We start from the raw sequence: 16703 nt of genomic DNA on the forward strand, positions 1-16703 counted from the left end.
TCGTCGCAAGAGCTCCTCGCAATGACGGAGTTTGTTGCTATTCCGTCGCCCCGCCCCGAAATCCCGTCGCCAGCACGTAGCGCTCCGAGGAATCCGCACGGCTCGCGGCGGGCTTCACATGACGCACTGTTGCGAAATCGCGCTTGAGCTGGGCGAGCAGCTCGGCGTCGGCGCCGCTCTGGAACGCCTTCGCCAGAAAGGTCCCGCCCGGCTTCAGCACATCGCAGGCAAACGCGGCGGCGGTCTCGATCAGGCCGACGATGCGAAGCTGGTCGGTCTTGCGGTGACCGGTGGTGTTGGCAGCCATGTCGGACATCACGATGTCGGCGCCACCGTCGAGCATCGCCTTGAGCTTGTCCGGCGCGTCATTGTCCATGAAGTCGAGCTGCGCGAACTCGACCCCGGCAATCTCGGGGATTTCCAGCAGGTCGATCGCAATGACCTTGCCCTTGCCGTCGACCGAGCCGACGCGCTTGGCGGCGATCTGGCTCCAGCCGCCCGGCGCGGCACCGAGATCGACCACCGCCATGCCGTGCTTCAGCAGCCGGTATTTGTCATCGATCTCCAGAAGCTTGAAAGCGGCGCGCGAGCGATAGCCCAGCGCCTTCGCCTTCACCACATAGGGGTCGTTGAGCTGCCGCTCCAGCCAGAGCTTCGACGACAATTTTCGCTTGCCGTGGGTCTTGACCTGGACGTGCAAGCGGCCGGTGGTGTCCTTGGCCATCTCACCAGCTCCTGAGCGCGCCGTCTTCGCGCATCATCTCGACCAGCATGCCTTCGCGGAGGCCCCGGTCGGCGACGCGCAGGCGCGGCAGCGGAAAGGCGCGGCGGATCGCGTCGAGGATGGCGCAGCCGGCCAGCACGAGATCAGCACGCTCGACGCTGATGCAGCTGTTCGCGGCGCGCTCCTCGTAACTCATGCCGAGCAGCTTGTTGATGGTCGCGGTGACGTCGGTATCGTTCATCCAGACGCTGTCGATGCGGCGGCGGTCGTAGCGCGCGAGGTTGAGATGGATGCCGGCGAGCGTCGTCACCGTGCCTGAGGTGCCGAGCAGATGCATGTCGGCGAGATCGCCGCCATGCTGTTCGGCGAACGGCCTGATGTGATGGGCGACCTCGCGCTCCATCGCGGCGTAGATCTCCGGCGTCACGTCGCGTCCGCCGAACTGCTCGGCAAGCGTGACCACGCCGAATGGGATCGACATCCAGGCTTTGATGCGCGGCTCCGGATTTGCGGCGTCGCGCTCGATCCGCACCAGCTCGGTCGAACCGCCGCCGATGTCGAACAGGATCGCGCCGCGCCCCCTGGGATCGACCAGCGGCGAGCAGCCCAGCACGGCGAGCGCCGCCTCGGTCTCGCGGTCGATCACCTCGAGCTCGATCCCGGTCTCGGCCGCGACGCGGCTGCGAAAGCCTTCGGCATTCGAGGCGGCGCGGCAGGCTTCGGTGGCGATCAGCCGCAGCCGCCGCGCCTTGCGCAGGTTGATCTTGTCGCGGCAGATGCCGAGCGCCACGATGGCGCGCTCGATCGCGGCCTCGCTGATGCACCCGGTTGCCGAGACGCCCTCGCCGAGCCGGATGATGCGCGAGAAGGAATCGACCACGCGAAAGCCGTCGTGGGTCGGACAGGCGATCAGGAGCCTGCAATTGTTGGTGCCGAGGTCGAGCGCCGCGTAGACGCCGGTTCCCGGCGCTTGCGCGCCGACGGCCGGTTCAGTGGCGAACGCCGCCGCCATCGACCCCAGCTCACCGTGCGGCGCAAGGCCGTCGCGGAGCCGCGTGTGGTCATTCATACAAACTGTCTTTCCGCGGCCGGTTAGGCCGAGCTGGAATTGCTTTTTCGCCTGAAACATTAGCAGCGCGCCAATCCTGCGCAACAACGCATCACATGGGACCATGCCCATTCGTGCGTTGTCGTGAACGGGCCGGTGGGTTATTTTTGAGGGGTCCGGCCCCCAGGCGCCCCCCAAAACCGCGCAATTGCCGGCTTTTCAGGTCAATTCCATGCAAGAACACACCAAATCCTCCACGCTCGAAAACGCTATTGCACTGCAAAAATATGGTGTCGGGCAGCCGGTCCGCCGCAAGGAGGACGATACGCTGGTGCGCGGCAAGGGCCGCTACACCGACGATTTCAACCTGCCCGGCCAGGCCTATGCCGTGATCGTCCGCTCGACCCATGCCCACGGCGTCATTCGCGGCATCAACGTCGACGCAGCCAGGGCGATACCGGGCGTGCTGGGGGTCTGGACCGGCAAAGACCTCGATGCGGCCGGCTACGGCCCCTTCACCTGCGGCCTGCCGCTGAAGAGCCGCGACGGCTCGCCCCTGCTCCAGACCAACCGGCAGCCGCTCGCAACCGACAAGGTCCGTTTCGTCGGCGATCCCGTCGCCTTCGTGGTGGCGGAGACGCTGGCCCAGGCGCGCGACGCGGCCGAGGCGGTCGAGCTCGACATCGAGCCGTTGCCGGCGGTGACCGATCCCGAGCAAGCCGCAAAACCCGGCGCGCCGCAACTCTACGACCACATCCCGAACAATGTCGCGCTCGACTACCACTATGGCGACATCGAGAAGGTCAATGCGGCCTTCGCCAGCGCCGCTCACGTGACCAAGGTCGACATCGAAAACACCCGTGTCGCCGTGGTCTCGATGGAGCCGCGCGTCGGCCTTGCCTCCTACGACAAGAAGACCGAGCGTTACACCATCCAGATGCCGACGCAGGGCGTCGCCGGCAACCGCGCCAACCTCGCCAAGAACCTGAAGGTGCCGAACGAAAAGGTGCGCATCCTCACCGCCAATGTCGGCGGGTCCTTCGGCATGAAGAACGTCAACTATCCCGAGTACATGTGCATCCTTTACGCGGCCAAGGAATTGGGGCGGCCGGTGAAATGGCTGGACGAACGCTCGTCCAGCTTCTTGTCCGACAGCCACGGCCGTGCGCAGAAGATTCACGCCGAGCTCGCGCTGGACGCCGAGGGGCATTTCCTCGCCGCCAAGCTCTCGGGCTACGGCAATCTCGGAGCCTACATCACTGGCGTTGCTCCCAGTCCGCTCTCGCTCAACACCAGCAAGAACTTTTCCAGCGTTTATCGCACGCCGCTGATGGCCGTCGATATCAAGACGGTGCTGACGAACACCACGCTGATGGGCGCCTATCGCGGCGCCGGACGGCCCGAGGCCAACTACTACATGGAACGGTTGATCGACCGCGCCGCCGACGAGATGGGCATCAACCGCCTGACGATGCGCAAGCGCAACTTCATCAAGCAGAACCAGATGCCCTTCGCCGCGTCCTCCGGTGTCACCTATGACAGCGGCGACTTCCAGGCTGTCTTCAACAAGGCGCTCGAAATCTCCGACCACGAGAACTTTGCCAAGCGCAAGAAGGAGAGCAAGAAGTCCGGCAAGCTGCGTGGCATCGCTGTCGGTTCCTATCTGGAGGTGACCGCACCTCCCGGCGTCGAGCTCGGCAAGATCGTGTTCGATCCCGATGGCTCGGTGCAGCTCATCACCGGTACGCTCGATTACGGTCAGGGCCACGCCACGCCGTTCGCGCAGGTGCTGTGCGAGCAGCTCGGCGTCCCCTTCGACAGCGTCAAGCTGGTGCAGGGCGACAGCGACATCGTGCACACCGGCAATGGCACCGGCGGCTCGCGCTCGATCACCGCGACCGGCATGGCGATCGTGGGCGCCGCCAAGCTCGTGATTGAAAAGGGCAAGCGCGCCGCCGCGCACATGCTGGAGGCATCCGAAGCCGACATCGAATTCGAAGGCGGCAGTTTCACGATCGCCGGCACGGATCGCAGCATCGACATCATGGAGCTCGCCAAACGCCTGCATGACAGCAAGATGCCTGAGGGGGTGCCCGACAGCCTCGACGTCGATCACACCAGCGAACCGGTGCCGTCGGCCTTCCCGAACGGCTGCCATGTCGCCGAGGTCGAGATCGACCCCGAGACCGGCGTGGTGCAGATCGTGCGCTACAGCGCGGTCAACGATTTCGGAACGGTGATCAACCCGCTGCTGGTCGCGGGCCAGCTCCATGGCGGCGTGGTCCAGGGCATCGGCCAGGCGCTGATGGAGCACGTCCGCTACGACGAGAACGGCCAGCCGATCACGGGCTCGCTGATGGACTACGCACTGCCGCGCGCCGAGGACGCTCCGAACATGACGGTCGGCGACCACCCGGTGCCGGCCACGACCAATCCGCTCGGCAGCAAGGGCTGCGGCGAAGCCGGCTGCGCCGGCAGCCTGTCCACGGTCGTGAACGCAGTGATCGACGCGCTCTCCGACTACGGCATCAAGCACATCGACATGCCGCTGACGCCGGAGCGTGTGTGGCGCGCGATCCAGGACGCGAAGGGGAAAGCGGCGTAGCGGGCGTCGCCAGAAACACCGCTGTCATCGTCCGCCTTGTGCGCACTTGCGCACTGGGGCGGACGATCCAGTATTCCAGAGACGGTCGTGGGATACGGAGATGCCTCAGCGTACTGGATTCCCCGCCTTCGCGTGGAATGACAGCGCGCGTGAGGACGCGCTGTGCCCTTACCCCGTGCCTACGCCGCCGCCTGCTCGCGCGGCTGGTAGATCGCGGTGTGCTGGCAGTGCGCCAGCGGCGTCGTGCCGTTGGCGACCACCAGCGCGTCGAGCTCTACGAAGCGATGGCCTTTCTTCTCGTAGTTCCCGGTGACTTTGGCCCGCGCGGTGATCTCATCACCGGCGCGTGCGGCTGACAGCAATTGCATGCGGCTGCCGACATGGATCCACGGGCCAAGGATCGTGTTGTCCACCAGCACGCGGTTCATGACGCGCTGGATCAGGCCGGGGTGGCCGAGCCCCTCGCGCGCGAAGATCGGATCGGCCTCACGGATGTCGGCGAGATAGTCGGCGGCATCCTGCCCGGCCCAGCGGCGCGGCGTCGTACCGAGCCATTTGCCGGTCTCGAATGTTGCCGGGCTGACCGGCTTGCGCTCCGCGACTGCTGGGACTGCGACATAGTCACTCAACGACACCGCAGTCGCAATCGCCGGCAGCGACGCCGTCCCCGTCGCGCAGAGCTCGGTGCGGCTGAACACCTCGATGGTGAGCAGGCCGTTGTGCTCAGTCGCATCGATTTCGGCGGTCTCGCCGTCATAGATCGGCTTGATGAAACGCGCCTCGATCAGCCCGCGCGAGAGGAAATCGCGGCCCCAGCGCGCCACCGGCACATGCATCATGTAGGCGAAGACGTCGACGCCGGGGACCAGCCCGCCGGAAAACCCGAAGCGGCGCGCCACATTGTCGTCATGCATCTTGTTTTCGGACTGTTTGGCCGTGTTGTAGGCCTCGACACGATAGGTCTCGAGCCGGTTCGGCATGGCTTGGCTTTCCCCAATTTCTTGTCGTTTCGGGCCGATCGTAGGCCCTGAGGAACCGGGGTCAATCCCCTCGCCTTTGCGGGCCGAATGGGGTACCACGCGGCTGCTGCGGAACCGCTTCGCAAGCCTCATCTACGGACAATGACGAACCCTCAAAACACCACCCGCATCTATGTCGACGCCGACGCCTGTCCGGTGAAGGACGAGATCTATCGCGTCGCCGGCAGACACGGCCTGCCCGTGAGCGTGGTCGCGGGCAATTTCATCCGCGTGCCCCAGGATCCGCTGATCGAGCGGGTCGCCGCGGGGTCCGGCATGGACGCAGCCGATGACTGGATCGCCGAACGCGCCGGGCCCGGCGATATCGTCATCACCTCGGATATTCCGCTCGCGAGCCGCTGCGTGAAGGCCGGCGCCGATGTGATCGCATCCAACGGCAAGGCGTTCACCGAGGAGTCGATCGGGATGACGCTCGCCGTCCGCAACCTGATGACCGATTTGCGCTCGGCCGGCGAAGTTACCGGCGGTCCGAAGTCGTATTCACCGCGCGACCGCTCGACGTTTCTGTCGACGCTCGACCAGACCATCCGCCGCATTCAGCGCCGCCGCGCCGACCAGGCCGCAACAAGACAGGACTGAGACACCGCATGGCGCCACCGCTGATTCAACTGCGCGATATCAAGCTGACCTTCGGCGGCACGCCGCTCCTGGCGGGCGTCGAACTGTCGGTTTCGACCGGCGAGCGCGTCTGCCTGATCGGCCGCAACGGTTCCGGCAAATCGACGCTGCTCAAGATCGCCGCCGGCCTGGTCGAACCGGATGGCGGCAGCCGTTTCGTGCAACCCGGCGCCACCATTCGCTACCTGCCGCAGGAGCCGGATTTTTCCGGTTTCTCCACCACGCTGGCCTATGTCGAGGCAGGCCTCAATGCCGGCGACGACCATTATCAGGCGCGCTATCTGGTCGAGCAGCTCGGTCTCAGCGGTGAAGAAGATCCGGCGCATGTCTCCGGCGGCGAAGCGCGCCGCGCCGCGCTGGCGCGCGTGCTGGCGCCCTCGCCCGATATCCTGCTGCTGGACGAGCCGACCAACCATCTGGATCTTCCGACCATCGAATGGCTGGAGAGCGAACTGGAGAGCCGCCGCTGCGCGCTGGTGATCATCAGCCATGATCGGCGCTTCCTGGGCAATCTCTCGCGCAGCACCGCCTGGCTCGACCGCGGCCAAATCCGGCAGATCGACCGCGGCTTCAGCGCCTTCGAGGCCTGGCGCGACGAGGTGCTCGCGGAGGAAGAGCGCGACCAGCACAAGCTCGACCGCAAGATCGTCAACGAGGAGCACTGGTTGCGGTACGGCGTCTCGGGCCGTCGCAAGCGCAACGTCAAGCGGCTGGGGAACCTGCACGCGCTGCGCGACCAGCGCCGCACCCATCGCGGCGCGACGGGCAACGCCAACCTCGCGGCTGCCGAAGCCGACAAATCCGGCAAGCTCGTCATCGAGGCCAAGAATATCAGCCGGTCCTATGGCGAGCGAAAGATCGTCGACGGCTTCTCGATCCGCGTCCAGCGCGGCGATCGCATCGGCATCGTCGGCCCGAACGGCGCCGGCAAGACCACGCTGATCGAGATGCTGACCGGCGGCAGCGTACCGGACAGCGGCAGCATACGGCTCGGTGCCAACATCGAGATGGCCACGCTCGACCAGCATCGGGAAAGTCTCGATCCGAAGACGACGCTGGCCGAGGCGCTCACCGGCGGCCGCGGCGACCATGTCATGGTCGGCGGCAAGCCGAAGCATGTCGTCAGCTACATGAAGGACTTCCTGTTCGCCCAGGAACAGATGCGCACGCCGCTGGAGGTGCTGTCGGGCGGTGAACGCGGCCGGCTGATGCTGGCGCGCGCCCTGGCGAAGCCCTCGAACCTCCTGGTGCTGGACGAGCCGACCAACGACCTCGACCTGGAGACCCTCGACGTTCTCGAGGAAATGCTCAGCGACTACGAGGGCACCGTGATTCTGATCAGCCATGATCGCGATTTTCTCGACCGCGTGGTGACGTCTGTGATCGTGCCCGAGGGCAACGGACGCTGGCTCGAATATGCCGGCGGCTATACCGACATGCTCGCCCAGCGCGGCGCTGACGTGAAGCGCGCGACAGCGAAGGCCGTCGAAGAGACGAGAGAGCAGCGAACCGTCGCGCCTTCCGGCGTCGCGAAGCGACGGTTGACCTTCAACGAGCAACACGCGCTGGAGACGTTGCCCAAGACCATCGCCAAGCTGCAGGCCGAGATCGCCAAACAGCAGCGCTTCCTTGACGACCCCGATCTGTTCCGGAAGGATCGCAAGCGCTTCGATCAGGCCTCCGACGCTCTGACGAAGGCGCAAAAGGAACTGGCCGAGGCCGAGGACAAATGGCTGGAGCTCGAAGTGCGGCGCGAAGAGATTGAACAGGCCTAGCGTGCATTTCGCAAAAGTGGGCACCGCTTTTGCAAACGGGATGCGCGCCAACTCAGAGACTTCCATGACAACGACCCTTGCCGCCAAGATCGCCCGCGAATACGGCACGCCCTGCGCCGTCATCGACATGGACAAGGTCGAGCGCAACATCGCGCGGATCCAGAAGGCCTGCGACGACGCCGGAGTTGCCAACCGTCCCCACATCAAGACGCACAAGAACCCCACGATCGCGAGGATGCAGATCGCGGCCGGCGCGAAGGGCATCACCTGCCAGAAGCTCGGTGAAGCCGAGATCATGGTCAATGCCGGGATCGACGACATCCTGATCAGCTACAATTTGCTCGGCGAAGAAAAGATGGCGCGGTTAGGGGCGCTGCAGGCGAAGGCCAACATGACGGTCGCCGCGGACAATTCGACCGTCGTTGCCGGCCTGCCCAAGGCCGCTGCGGCCTCAGGCCGACCGCTGTCGGTCGTGGTCGAATGCGATACCGGCCGCAAGCGCGCCGGCGTCGAGACGCCCGCCGAGGCGATTGCCCTGGCGCAGGAGATTGCCGCATCCAAGGGACTGCAATTCGCCGGCTTCATGATGTATCCGACCGAGACCGGCTGGGCCGACGCACAAAAATTCTATGACGAAGCTCTGGCCGGCGTGCGCGCACACGGGCTGGATGCAAAAATCGTCTCGACCGGCGGGACGCCGAACCTGAAGAACCTCGGCAAGCTCAAGGGCGGCACCGAGCATCGCTTCGGCACCTACATCTACAACGACCGCATGCAGGTCGCGGCCGGCGTCGCCACCTGGGACGACTGCGCGCTGCACATCTATTCGACCGTGGTCAGCCGCGCCGCGCCTGAGCGCGGCATCCTCGACGCCGGCTCGAAGACTCTGACGACGGACACCGGCGGCCTCGACGGCCACGGCCTCATCCTGGAGCACCCCGAAGCCAAGATCGCACGCTTCGCCGAGGAGCACGGCTTCCTCGACCTCTCCCGCAGCAACACCCGGCCGAATGTCGGCGACATCGTGCGGGTCGTGCCAAATCATGTCTGCGTCGTCGTCAACATGATGGACGAAGTGGTGATGGTGCGCGGCGAGGAGATCATCGGCACGCTGCCGGTGGCGGCACGGGGGAAGCTGAGGTAGCTAGCCCCCGATCAGTGCCTGGAGTTCCCGGACCAATCCATCGCGGAAGAGTTTGATCGGCCGCTCCAGCCGACCGGCGGGGGCGCGATGCACCACCCATGCGCGCACCGCGGGTTTGAAGTCGCGCGCAGCGACCGGCTTGAGCTTGTCGCGAAATGCGCTGCGTTTCAGGGCGATCGGGGTGACCAGCCCGACGCCGAGACCACGCGACACCAGCGACAGGCGAAGCTCACTATCCAGCGCCTCGACCGCGATGTTGAACGGCAGATGCGAGGCATCGAATTTTCGCTTCAGCGTATCGCGAAATCCACAGCCATCCTGGTTGATTACCCACGACAGTTGGGACAGCCGTTCCAGGTCGACGGTGCGCGGGATCTTCATCTCTCGTGCGACGACGAAGACGACGGGCTGCGCGCCGAGATCGTCGGCCGCGAGATCGGCGGGCGGCACTGCACCGTCGGGGAGACAAATCGCGGCTGCATCGAGCTCGTTGCGGCAGACACGCTCGAGCTGGTTCGGCGACCAACCGGAGACCACCCGCACCGCCAGCGCGGGAAATTCGGCGCGCACCGCATCGAGTGGTGCGGTCAGGCCCGCCTCCGAGAGAAACGGCGTCAGACCGAGCCTGAACTCGCCGCGAACCATTCCGTCGTTGGCCACGCCCGACTTGAGGTCGTCCAGCATCCTGAGCAGGCGCCTGCCCTGCTCGTAGGCTTCATGGCCCGCCGCCGTCGGCTTCAGGGGCTTCGAGAGCCGATCCAGAAGCTGCGCCCCCAGCATCTCCTCGAGATTCTGGATACGTCGGGTCACGCCAGGCTGGGTGAGATTGAGACGCGCCGAAGCTGCGACAATCGATCCGGTCTCGACGACGGCGACGAAAGCGACGAGGTCATGGGTATTCATAACAAACCCGCATATTCTTTATCGGCTTATTTGAATTGTAGCATATTGACCACTCCGCTTAAAGGGTCTCGCGCCACAGCTGCGAGGTCCCATGACTACCTCCGAAGCCACCAGGCCTGCCTCCCGAAACCAACTCGCCGAGCGGCCCCTGATCTGGCTCGGCGCAATCACCGCCGGTGTCGTCGTCACCAATCTGTTCGCGCCGCAGATCCTGCTCGGCCTGATCGGCCGGTCAATGTCCATGCCCGCGTGGCAGGCGGGCCTGATCAGCACGCTGACCTTGCTCGGCTACGCACTCGGCCTGCTGCTGCTCGTGCCTCTGGTCGATCTGGTCGAGAACCGGCTTGTCATCCTCCGCACGCTTGGCTGCGCCATCCTTGCCGCTCTTGCGACGGCGCTCGCGCCGACGCCCGCGCTCCTGCTGCTCGCCACCTTCATCCTGGGCGCCTGCTGCGCGGCGATCCAGATGATGGTTCCGCTTGTCGCATCGATGGTGGCGCCGGATCGCCGCGGCCAGGCCATCGGCGAGGTGATGGGCGGATTGATGATCGGCATCCTGTTGTCGCGACCTGCGGCGAGCCTGATCGCCGATCTCTGGAGCTGGCGCGCCTACTATGTCGTCTCGGCCATTCTGATGACCCTGCTTGCCTGCGCGCTCGCCCGCTACCTTCCAACCCTTCAACCGACGGGACGCGCGAGCTACGCCGACTTGCTCCTGTCCTTTCCAAGACTGCTCCGCGAAGAGCCCGTGCTCCGCGTGCGGGCCTGGACCGCATCGCTGGTCATGGCTTCCTTCACGGCGTTCTGGTCGGCGGTCGCGCTGCGGCTGCCGGAGGCGCCGTTCGACCTCGACGCCAAGGGAGTTGCCGCCTTCGCACTGATCGGCGTGGCGGGCGCCGCGGCGACACCGATGGCCGGCCGCTGGGGCGACAGGGGCCGGGCGCGGCCGATGTTCTTTGCCGCCCATCTGCTCATCATCGGGTCGCTTGCGCTCTGTACCTGGGCGAGCGTGCTTGAATCCCAGATCACCGGTCTGCTGGTCCTGAGCCTCGGCACGATCCTGCTCGACGTCGGCATCACCACCGACCAGACGTTGGGCCGTCGCGCCATCAACCTGTTGCGCCCCGAGGCCCGCGGTCGCATGAACGGCCTGTTCGTCGCGCTGTTCTTCATTGGCGGTGGCGTCGGCGCGGCGGCGGCATCGCTGGCCTGGAGTTTTGGCGGCTGGACGATGGTCTGCGCAGTGGCGGCAAGCTTCGGCGTGCTCGGCCTCCTCACGGATCTCGCAACCCGGACCGGGACGTCATGATGCGGATGGTCAGGACGACAGTTGGGCGAGCCGTCGCAACACACCCCTACCCGCCGCAGCCCCCGTCGCGAACGAGGCCTGGAGCAAATAGCCACCCGTCGGCGCCTCCCAGTCCAGCATCTCTCCGGCCGCGAACACGCCCGGCAGCTTGCGGATCATGAATTCCGAGTCGAGTTCACCGAAGGAAATCCCGCCGGCGCTGGAGATCGCGCGCGCGATTGGCGCGACGCCCGTGAGCTTGACCGGCACGGCGTTGATGAGCTCCACCAATCGCTCAGCCGACATCGCCGACAACGACTGGCCAGCACTGATGGCAGCTTCCTGCAACAGCCCGACCGCGACCGGAGACAGCTGTGCAGCCTTGCGCAGGAAATTGGAGAACGATTGCTTGCCGCGCGCGGCGGACAGGCGCTGGACGAGTTCGCCATGATGGACATCCGGCCGCAACGCGACGTGCAGGACCGCTTCGCCGTTCGCCGCAATCGCCTCGCGCAGTTCGGCCGACAACGCATAGATCGCCCCGCCTTCGATCCCGCCGGTTGTGATCATGGCCTCGCCGCGCGCGCGCTGTGGGCCGAAGGACAGCGCGATGGCCTTGAGCGGTTGGCCTTCGAAGCGCGTGCTGAAGATTTCGGACCAGGCGACGGTGAAGCCGCAGTTCGCCGGCCGCAGCGGCGAGATCGCAACGCCTTTGTCGGCGAGGATCGTCGTCCAGCCGCCATCGGAGCCTAGTCGCGGCCAGCTTGCGCCGCCGAGTGCCAGCACCGTGGCATCCGCGGCGATGGCGGCGCCGCCGCAGGGTGTGTCAAAGACCAGTTGTCCGTCTCTATCCCACCCCATCCAGCGCTGGCGAAAGGCAAAGCGGACGCCGGCCGCATCGAGGCGTCGCAGCCAGGCGCGCAGCAAGGGCGACGCCTTGAACGCTTTCGGAAACACACGCCCGCTGGAGCCGACAAAAGTCGGCTCGCCCAGCGCCTCGCTCCACGCGCGCAGCGCGTCCGGCGGAAACGCGTCGATCGCAGCCTGCAACCTCTGCGCCGCCTCGCGGTAGCGCGTGATGAACTGCGGCAGCGGTTCGCTGTGGGTGAGATTGAGCCCGCCGCGGCCGGCCATCAGGAATTTCCGGCCAGCGGACGGCATCGAATCGTAGACGGTGACGCGAGCACCACCCTGCACGAGCACTTCGGCCGCTATCAGCCCGGCAGGGCCGGCGCCGATGACGGCGACGGCTGTCAGAGTTTTACCCCGGCACGCGCAGCGGCTTGCGCCACATATTTCTGCGTCTGCTCGAAAGCCCCCTGCAGCGCCTTCGCCTTCGACATGTCGCTGATCTCGGCGAAATGCGCCGCGACCGCGTCCGGGGTCCACTCGGATTCCGGCAGGTTGATGCCTTCGCTCTCGACGATCTTGATTACCGCGAACGAGCCGGCGCCGGCGCCCATGATGGTGCGGGTCGGCGCGTCCTCGCTCAGCATGTACTCGACCGCGGGCGTGATCGCGTTCGGCTTCATCAACTGCAGCGCCTGCGGCGGCAGCAGCTCTTCCGTCATGCGGGTTGCCGCCGTCGGCGAGATGATGTTGACACGGATGTCGGTCTTGCGGCCCTCTTCCGCCAGCACGTTCATCAGGCCGACCATGCCGGACTTGGCCGCACCGTAATTGGCCTGGCCGAAATTGCCGTAGAGGCCGGAGGACGACGTCGTCAGGACGATGCGGCCATAGTTGCGATCGCGCATGCCGGCCCAGGCCGCCTTGCAGCAATAAAAGGTGCCGACGAGGTGCACGTCGAGCACCTTCTGGAAATCGGCCGCTTCCATCTTGCCGAACGACTTGTCGCGCAAAATGCCGGCATTGGCACACAAGAGGTCGACGCTGCCCCACTCCTTGGTGGCGCGCTCAACCATCGCGGTGACCTGCTCGAAATTGGAGACGTCGGCGCCGTCGGCCATGGCGATGCCGCCCGCTTTACGGATCTCCTCGACCACGGCTTCCGCCGGCGACAGCGAGCCGCCGCTGCCATCGCGCGCGCCGCCGAAATCGTTGACCACGACTTTGGCGCCGCGGCTCGCCAATCCCAGCGCATGCGCCTTGCCGAGACCATTGCCCGCGCCGGTGACGATGGCGACGCGTCCGTCGAACCTGATTGCCATGAGTGCAGTTCCTGCTTCTTCTTCCTTCTCCCCTCGTGGGAGAAGGTGGCATAGGCGGCCAACGGCCGCCGTTCCCAGTTAAAACGCCAACGCGTAGCGTTGGCTACGGCGCCGGATGAGGGGTCTCCATCGACAGCGGAGCTCGTGGAGGGATACCCCTCACCCGGCTTCGCGTTCCGCGAAGCCACCCTCTCCCGCAGGGGGAGAGGGTGAGAAGGCTTCGCGAGCGATTTGAACAGCTTTTGAGCAGCCATGGCTTGCCGGGTCAAGCCTGGCAACGACAGGCGGCGTCAGGCGAAATAGATCAATCCCAGCCACTCCGCGACAAGCGCGGGCTTGTCCTCGTCTTCGATCTCCACGGTGACGTTGGTGCGCGACTGCAATTCATTCGGCTTGCGCAGCTTGGCTTCCGCCAACACGAAACGGCCGCGAACGCGTTTTCCTGAACGCACCGGCGAGATGAAACGCAGCTTGTCGAAACCGTAGTTGACGCCCATCGTGGTGCCCGCGATGACGGGCATCACCTCGTAGGACATGATCGACAGCAGCGACATCGTCAGGAAACCGTGCGCAATGGTGGTGCCGAACGCCGTCTCCTTCTTCGCACGCTCCGGGTCGACGTGAATGAACTGATGATCCTCGATCACGTCGGCATAGGTGTCGATGCGTGGCTGATCGACCAGGTGCCATGACGACACGCCGATCTCCTTGCCGACCATGGCTTGGTAGGCCTGAAGCGTAATCGGCGGCTTCTTCCAGACTTCGTTCACTTAGGTCTCACTCCGTGTTTTCGGCAGCTCCGGAAAATCCTCTTCGCGGAATTCCCGGCCGCGCAGGGGATCGTTGCGATCGTCGTCACGCTCGAGACGTCTGAGCTGGACGCGGCGGATCTTACCCGAGATCGTCTTCGGCAGCTCCGTGACGATCTCGAGGCGGCGGATGCGCTTGAACGGCGCCAGGCGCGTGTGCAGATGCTTGAAGATGGAGAGCGCGGTTTCCGGCGAGCGCTCCGCGCCGGATGTCAGCAGCACAAAGGCCTTGGGAATCGCGAGCCGGATCGGATCCGGGCTCGGCACGACTGCGGCTTCCGCGACGAGCTCGTGCTCGAGCAACACGCTCTCAAGTTCGAACGGGCTGATGCGATAGTCGGAGGATTTGAACACGTCGTCGGACCGGCCGACGAAAGTGAGATAGCCGTCATCGTCCTCGAACACGACGTCGCCGCTGCGATAGAGCTCGCCTTCGGCGCCGGACAGCCCGCCGTTGTCGCCCTGATAGCCCTGCATCAGGCCGGCGGGACGGTTTTCGCCGAGCACCAGAGCCACCTCGCCCTCCTTGGCCGGATGACCATCGGCGTCGCTGACCCGCACGCGATAGCCCGGCAGCGGCCGGCCCATCGAGCCGATCTTGATCTTTTGCCCCGGCGAGTTGCCGGCGAGCGCCGTCGTTTCGGTCTGGCCATAACCGTCGCGAATGGTGAGGCCCCAGGCGGCCTGCACCTGGTCGATCACCTCAGGATTGAGCGGCTCGCCGGCGCCGCAGACCTCGCGCAAGGCCACCTTGAACGACGCAAGGTTCTCCTGGATGAACAGCCGCCACACCGTCGGCGGCGCGCACAGCGTGGTGACGCCGCAGCGGCCGATGGTGGCAAGCAGCCCCTTGGCGTCGAAGCGCGGCTGGTTGACCACGAACACGGTCGCGCCCGCATTCCAAGGCGCAAAGAAACAGCTCCAGGCGTGCTTGGCCCAGCCGGGCGAGGAGATGTTGAGATGGACGTCGCCGGGCTTCAGTCCGATCCAGTACATGGTCGAGAGATGGCCGACGGGATAACTGCGCTGGCTGTGCCGCACCAGTTTTGGCTTTGCGGTGGTGCCCGAGGTGAAATAGAGCAGCATCGGGTCGTCAGCGTTGGTCGGGCCGTCGGCTGCAAAGCTCTCCGACGCCTTTGCCGCCTCATCATAGGAAAGCCAGCCATCGGAGGCCTCGCCCACGACGATGCGGACGATTTCGTCGGCGCCAAGGCTTGCGAACTTCGCAACCTGGTCCTGCGCTGCCACCACCGCCTTCGCCTTGCCGCGATCGAGCCGGTCGCGCAGCTCGTCGGCGGTGAGCAGGGTCGTCGCGGGAATCACGACGACGCCGAGCTTGATCGCGGCTAGCATCGTCTCCCACAGCGGAACGACATTGCCGAGCAGCAGCAGGAGATGATCGCCGCGCTTCAAGCCCTGTGCTCGGAGGAAATTCGCGACCTGGTTGGAGCGGCGTGACAACGCCCCGAACGAGAGCTTGGTCTGCCGGTCCTGCGCGGCATCGACGATCCAAAGCGCAGGACGATCCTTGCTGTCCGCATTCGCCGCCAGCTCGGCGTCGAACCAGTCGAGTGCCCAGTTGAAGGGGACCGGATCAGGCCAGCGGAAGTCCTTGACCGCTGTCTCATAGTCCGTGCGGTTGTGAAGCAGAAGCGCGCGCGCTTCCTGAAATGTCGTCATCAAGCTTTCCCGGCTAGACTCCTAACGTGCTCGATAATTCCGGAAAAATCCACCCCGCCGTGGCCGGCTGCGTCGAATGACTGATAGATCTCCTGCGCATGCTTGCCGAGCGGGGTTGCGGCGCCCGCGGCCTTCGCCGCGTCCTGCGCCAGCGTCAGATCCTTCACCATCAGCGCCGAGGCAAAGCCCGGCTTGTAGCCGTTGTTGGCGGGCGAGGTCGGCACTGGACCGGGCACCGGGCAATAGGTCGTCAGCGACCAGCACTGGCCCGACGAGGTCGAGGCCACATCGAACAGCGCCTGGTGCGAGAGCCCGACCTTCTCGGCCAGCGCGAACGCCTCGCTCACGGCGATCATGGAAATGCCAAGGATCATGTTGTTGCAGATTTTTGCCGCCTGGCCTGCGCCGGCCCCGCCGCAATGCACGATCTTCTTGCCCATGTTCTCCAGCACGGGCTTTGCCGCTGCAAACGCGTTGTCCTCGCCGCCGCACATGAAGGTGAGCGTCGCACCCTTGGCGCCGCCGGTGCCGCCGGAGACCGGCGCGTCGACCGAAAGCACCCCGTACTTGGCCGCCAGCGCATGCGCCTGGCGCGCGCTCTCGACGTCGATAGTGGAGGAGTCGATGATCAGCGTGCCCTTGGTCATGGCGGGCACGACCTCGCCCCACACGCCGAGCACATGCTTGCCGGCCGGCAGCATGGTGACGACCACATCGGCGCCCTTCACGGCGCCCGCCGCGCTGTCGGCGATGCCGGCACCGTCGGCCTTGGCCTGGTTCCGGGAGGCCTCGGCGAGGTCGAAAGCGACGACCTTGTGGCCGGCCTTGACCAGATTGGCGGCCATGGGCCCGCCCATGTTGCCGAGACCGATGAATGCGATCGTGGCCATCTTGGTTT

General features: G+C 65.6%; 14 protein-coding genes. 5 read left to right on the top strand and 9 right to left on the bottom strand.

Going from position 1 to position 16703, the window contains the following annotated elements; all coding sequences use genetic code 11:
• Nucleotides 1–37: 37 nt before the first annotated feature.
• Together ABIB90_RS16680 and ABIB90_RS16685 are read right to left on the bottom strand one after the other, a co-directional pair.
• Nucleotides 38–724, bottom strand: coding sequence for an RlmE family RNA methyltransferase (locus ABIB90_RS16680; protein ID WP_007592230.1), 687 nt, complete (start codon nucleotides 722–724; stop codon nucleotides 38–40).
• 1 nt (nucleotide 725) lies between these two features.
• Nucleotides 726–1793, bottom strand: coding sequence for a Ppx/GppA phosphatase family protein (locus ABIB90_RS16685; RefSeq protein ID WP_354161469.1), 1068 nt, complete (start codon nucleotides 1791–1793; stop codon nucleotides 726–728).
• A 211-nt stretch (nucleotides 1794–2004) separates the two neighbouring features.
• Between ABIB90_RS16685 and ABIB90_RS16690 the strand changes: the two genes are divergently transcribed.
• A complete protein-coding gene (locus tag ABIB90_RS16690) occupies nucleotides 2005–4377 on the top strand; it encodes a xanthine dehydrogenase family protein molybdopterin-binding subunit (protein ID WP_354161466.1) in 2373 nt (790 codons plus the stop codon).
• Nucleotides 4378–4556: 179 nt separating this feature from the next.
• Here ABIB90_RS16690 and ABIB90_RS16695 read toward each other — a convergent pair whose 3' ends face one another.
• The gene (locus ABIB90_RS16695) at nucleotides 4557–5357 is read right to left on the bottom strand and encodes a hypothetical protein (protein WP_354161463.1); all 801 of its coding nucleotides are present in this window, start codon (nucleotides 5355–5357) and stop codon (nucleotides 4557–4559) included.
• A gap of 141 nt (nucleotides 5358–5498) precedes the next feature.
• Between ABIB90_RS16695 and ABIB90_RS16700 the strand changes: the two genes are divergently transcribed.
• The 3 genes from ABIB90_RS16700 to ABIB90_RS16710 all read left to right on the top strand — a co-directional run bounded on the left by ABIB90_RS16700 (nucleotide 5499) and on the right by ABIB90_RS16710 (nucleotide 8954).
• Nucleotides 5499–5996 (top strand): YaiI/YqxD family protein, encoded by a 498-nt coding sequence (locus ABIB90_RS16700; RefSeq protein ID WP_007592237.1) that lies wholly within the window; start codon nucleotides 5499–5501, stop codon nucleotides 5994–5996.
• An 8-nt stretch (nucleotides 5997–6004) separates the two neighbouring features.
• Complete coding sequence (locus ABIB90_RS16705) at nucleotides 6005–7810, top strand: ABC-F family ATP-binding cassette domain-containing protein (RefSeq protein WP_354161459.1); 1806 nt, start codon at nucleotides 6005–6007, stop codon at nucleotides 7808–7810.
• Nucleotides 7811–7874: 64 nt separating this feature from the next.
• Nucleotides 7875–8954: an alanine racemase gene (locus tag ABIB90_RS16710; RefSeq protein ID WP_354161455.1), complete on the top strand. Its 1080-nt coding sequence runs from the start codon at nucleotides 7875–7877 to the stop codon at nucleotides 8952–8954.
• Here ABIB90_RS16710 and ABIB90_RS16715 read toward each other — a convergent pair whose 3' ends face one another.
• Nucleotides 8955–9857: a LysR family transcriptional regulator gene (locus ABIB90_RS16715; RefSeq protein ID WP_007592243.1), complete on the bottom strand. Its 903-nt coding sequence runs from the start codon at nucleotides 9855–9857 to the stop codon at nucleotides 8955–8957.
• A gap of 91 nt (nucleotides 9858–9948) precedes the next feature.
• Here ABIB90_RS16715 and ABIB90_RS16720 point away from each other — a divergent pair, with 91 nt between their 5' ends.
• Nucleotides 9949–11166 carry an MFS transporter gene (locus ABIB90_RS16720; RefSeq protein ID WP_354161451.1) on the top strand — a complete coding sequence of 406 codons (1218 nt, stop codon included), beginning with the start codon at nucleotides 9949–9951 and terminating at the stop codon, nucleotides 11164–11166.
• Nucleotides 11167–11175: 9 nt separating this feature from the next.
• On the opposite strand, the gene ABIB90_RS16725 is transcribed toward ABIB90_RS16720, so the two are convergent.
• The 5 genes from ABIB90_RS16725 to mmsB all read right to left on the bottom strand — a co-directional run bounded on the left by ABIB90_RS16725 (nucleotide 11176) and on the right by mmsB (nucleotide 16695).
• Nucleotides 11176–12402, bottom strand: a complete 1227-nt coding sequence (locus ABIB90_RS16725) for a BaiN/RdsA family NAD(P)/FAD-dependent oxidoreductase (protein WP_354161539.1) — start codon at nucleotides 12400–12402, stop codon at nucleotides 11176–11178.
• Nucleotides 12399–13316, bottom strand: coding sequence for an SDR family NAD(P)-dependent oxidoreductase (locus ABIB90_RS16730; protein ID WP_219683312.1), 918 nt, complete (start codon nucleotides 13314–13316; stop codon nucleotides 12399–12401). The genes ABIB90_RS16725 and ABIB90_RS16730 overlap by 4 nt, the downstream gene beginning before the upstream one ends.
• 290 nt (nucleotides 13317–13606) lie before the next feature.
• A complete protein-coding gene (locus tag ABIB90_RS16735) occupies nucleotides 13607–14086 on the bottom strand; it encodes a MaoC family dehydratase (protein WP_219683313.1) in 480 nt (159 codons plus the stop codon).
• Complete coding sequence (locus ABIB90_RS16740) at nucleotides 14087–15805, bottom strand: AMP-binding protein (protein ID WP_354161447.1); 1719 nt, start codon at nucleotides 15803–15805, stop codon at nucleotides 14087–14089.
• The gene (gene mmsB, locus ABIB90_RS16745; RefSeq protein ID WP_354161444.1) at nucleotides 15805–16695 is read right to left on the bottom strand and encodes a 3-hydroxyisobutyrate dehydrogenase; all 891 of its coding nucleotides are present in this window, start codon (nucleotides 16693–16695) and stop codon (nucleotides 15805–15807) included. Before mmsB ends, ABIB90_RS16740 begins: the two co-directional genes overlap by 1 nt.
• Nucleotides 16696–16703: the final 8 nt, after the last annotated feature.

The sequence above is a fragment of the Bradyrhizobium sp. JR4.1 genome (assembly GCF_040548605.1).
In the GTDB taxonomy this organism is placed as follows: domain Bacteria; phylum Pseudomonadota; class Alphaproteobacteria; order Rhizobiales; family Xanthobacteraceae; genus Bradyrhizobium; species Bradyrhizobium canariense.

What these genes read in the sequence shown, in the direction of transcription:
- ABIB90_RS16680 (WP_007592230.1), bottom strand. Translation starts at nt 724, where the DNA reads ATGGCCAAGGACACCACCGGCCGCTTGCACGTCCAGGTCAAGACCCAC.
- ABIB90_RS16685 (WP_354161469.1), bottom strand. Translation starts at nt 1,793, where the DNA reads ATGAATGACCACACGCGGCTCCGCGACGGCCTTGCGCCGCACGGTGAG.
- ABIB90_RS16690 (WP_354161466.1), top strand. Translation starts at nt 2,005, where the DNA reads ATGCAAGAACACACCAAATCCTCCACGCTCGAAAACGCTATTGCACTG.
- ABIB90_RS16695 (WP_354161463.1), bottom strand. Translation starts at nt 5,357, where the DNA reads ATGCCGAACCGGCTCGAGACCTATCGTGTCGAGGCCTACAACACGGCC.
- ABIB90_RS16700 (WP_007592237.1), top strand. Translation starts at nt 5,499, where the DNA reads ATGACGAACCCTCAAAACACCACCCGCATCTATGTCGACGCCGACGCC.
- ABIB90_RS16705 (WP_354161459.1), top strand. Translation starts at nt 6,005, where the DNA reads ATGGCGCCACCGCTGATTCAACTGCGCGATATCAAGCTGACCTTCGGC.
- ABIB90_RS16710 (WP_354161455.1), top strand. Translation starts at nt 7,875, where the DNA reads ATGACAACGACCCTTGCCGCCAAGATCGCCCGCGAATACGGCACGCCC.
- ABIB90_RS16715 (WP_007592243.1), bottom strand. Translation starts at nt 9,857, where the DNA reads ATGAATACCCATGACCTCGTCGCTTTCGTCGCCGTCGTCGAGACCGGA.
- ABIB90_RS16720 (WP_354161451.1), top strand. Translation starts at nt 9,949, where the DNA reads ATGACTACCTCCGAAGCCACCAGGCCTGCCTCCCGAAACCAACTCGCC.
- ABIB90_RS16730 (WP_219683312.1), bottom strand. Translation starts at nt 13,316, where the DNA reads ATGGCAATCAGGTTCGACGGACGCGTCGCCATCGTCACCGGCGCGGGC.
- ABIB90_RS16740 (WP_354161447.1), bottom strand. Translation starts at nt 15,805, where the DNA reads ATGACGACATTTCAGGAAGCGCGCGCGCTTCTGCTTCACAACCGCACG.
- mmsB (WP_354161444.1), bottom strand. Translation starts at nt 16,695, where the DNA reads ATGGCCACGATCGCATTCATCGGTCTCGGCAACATGGGCGGGCCCATG.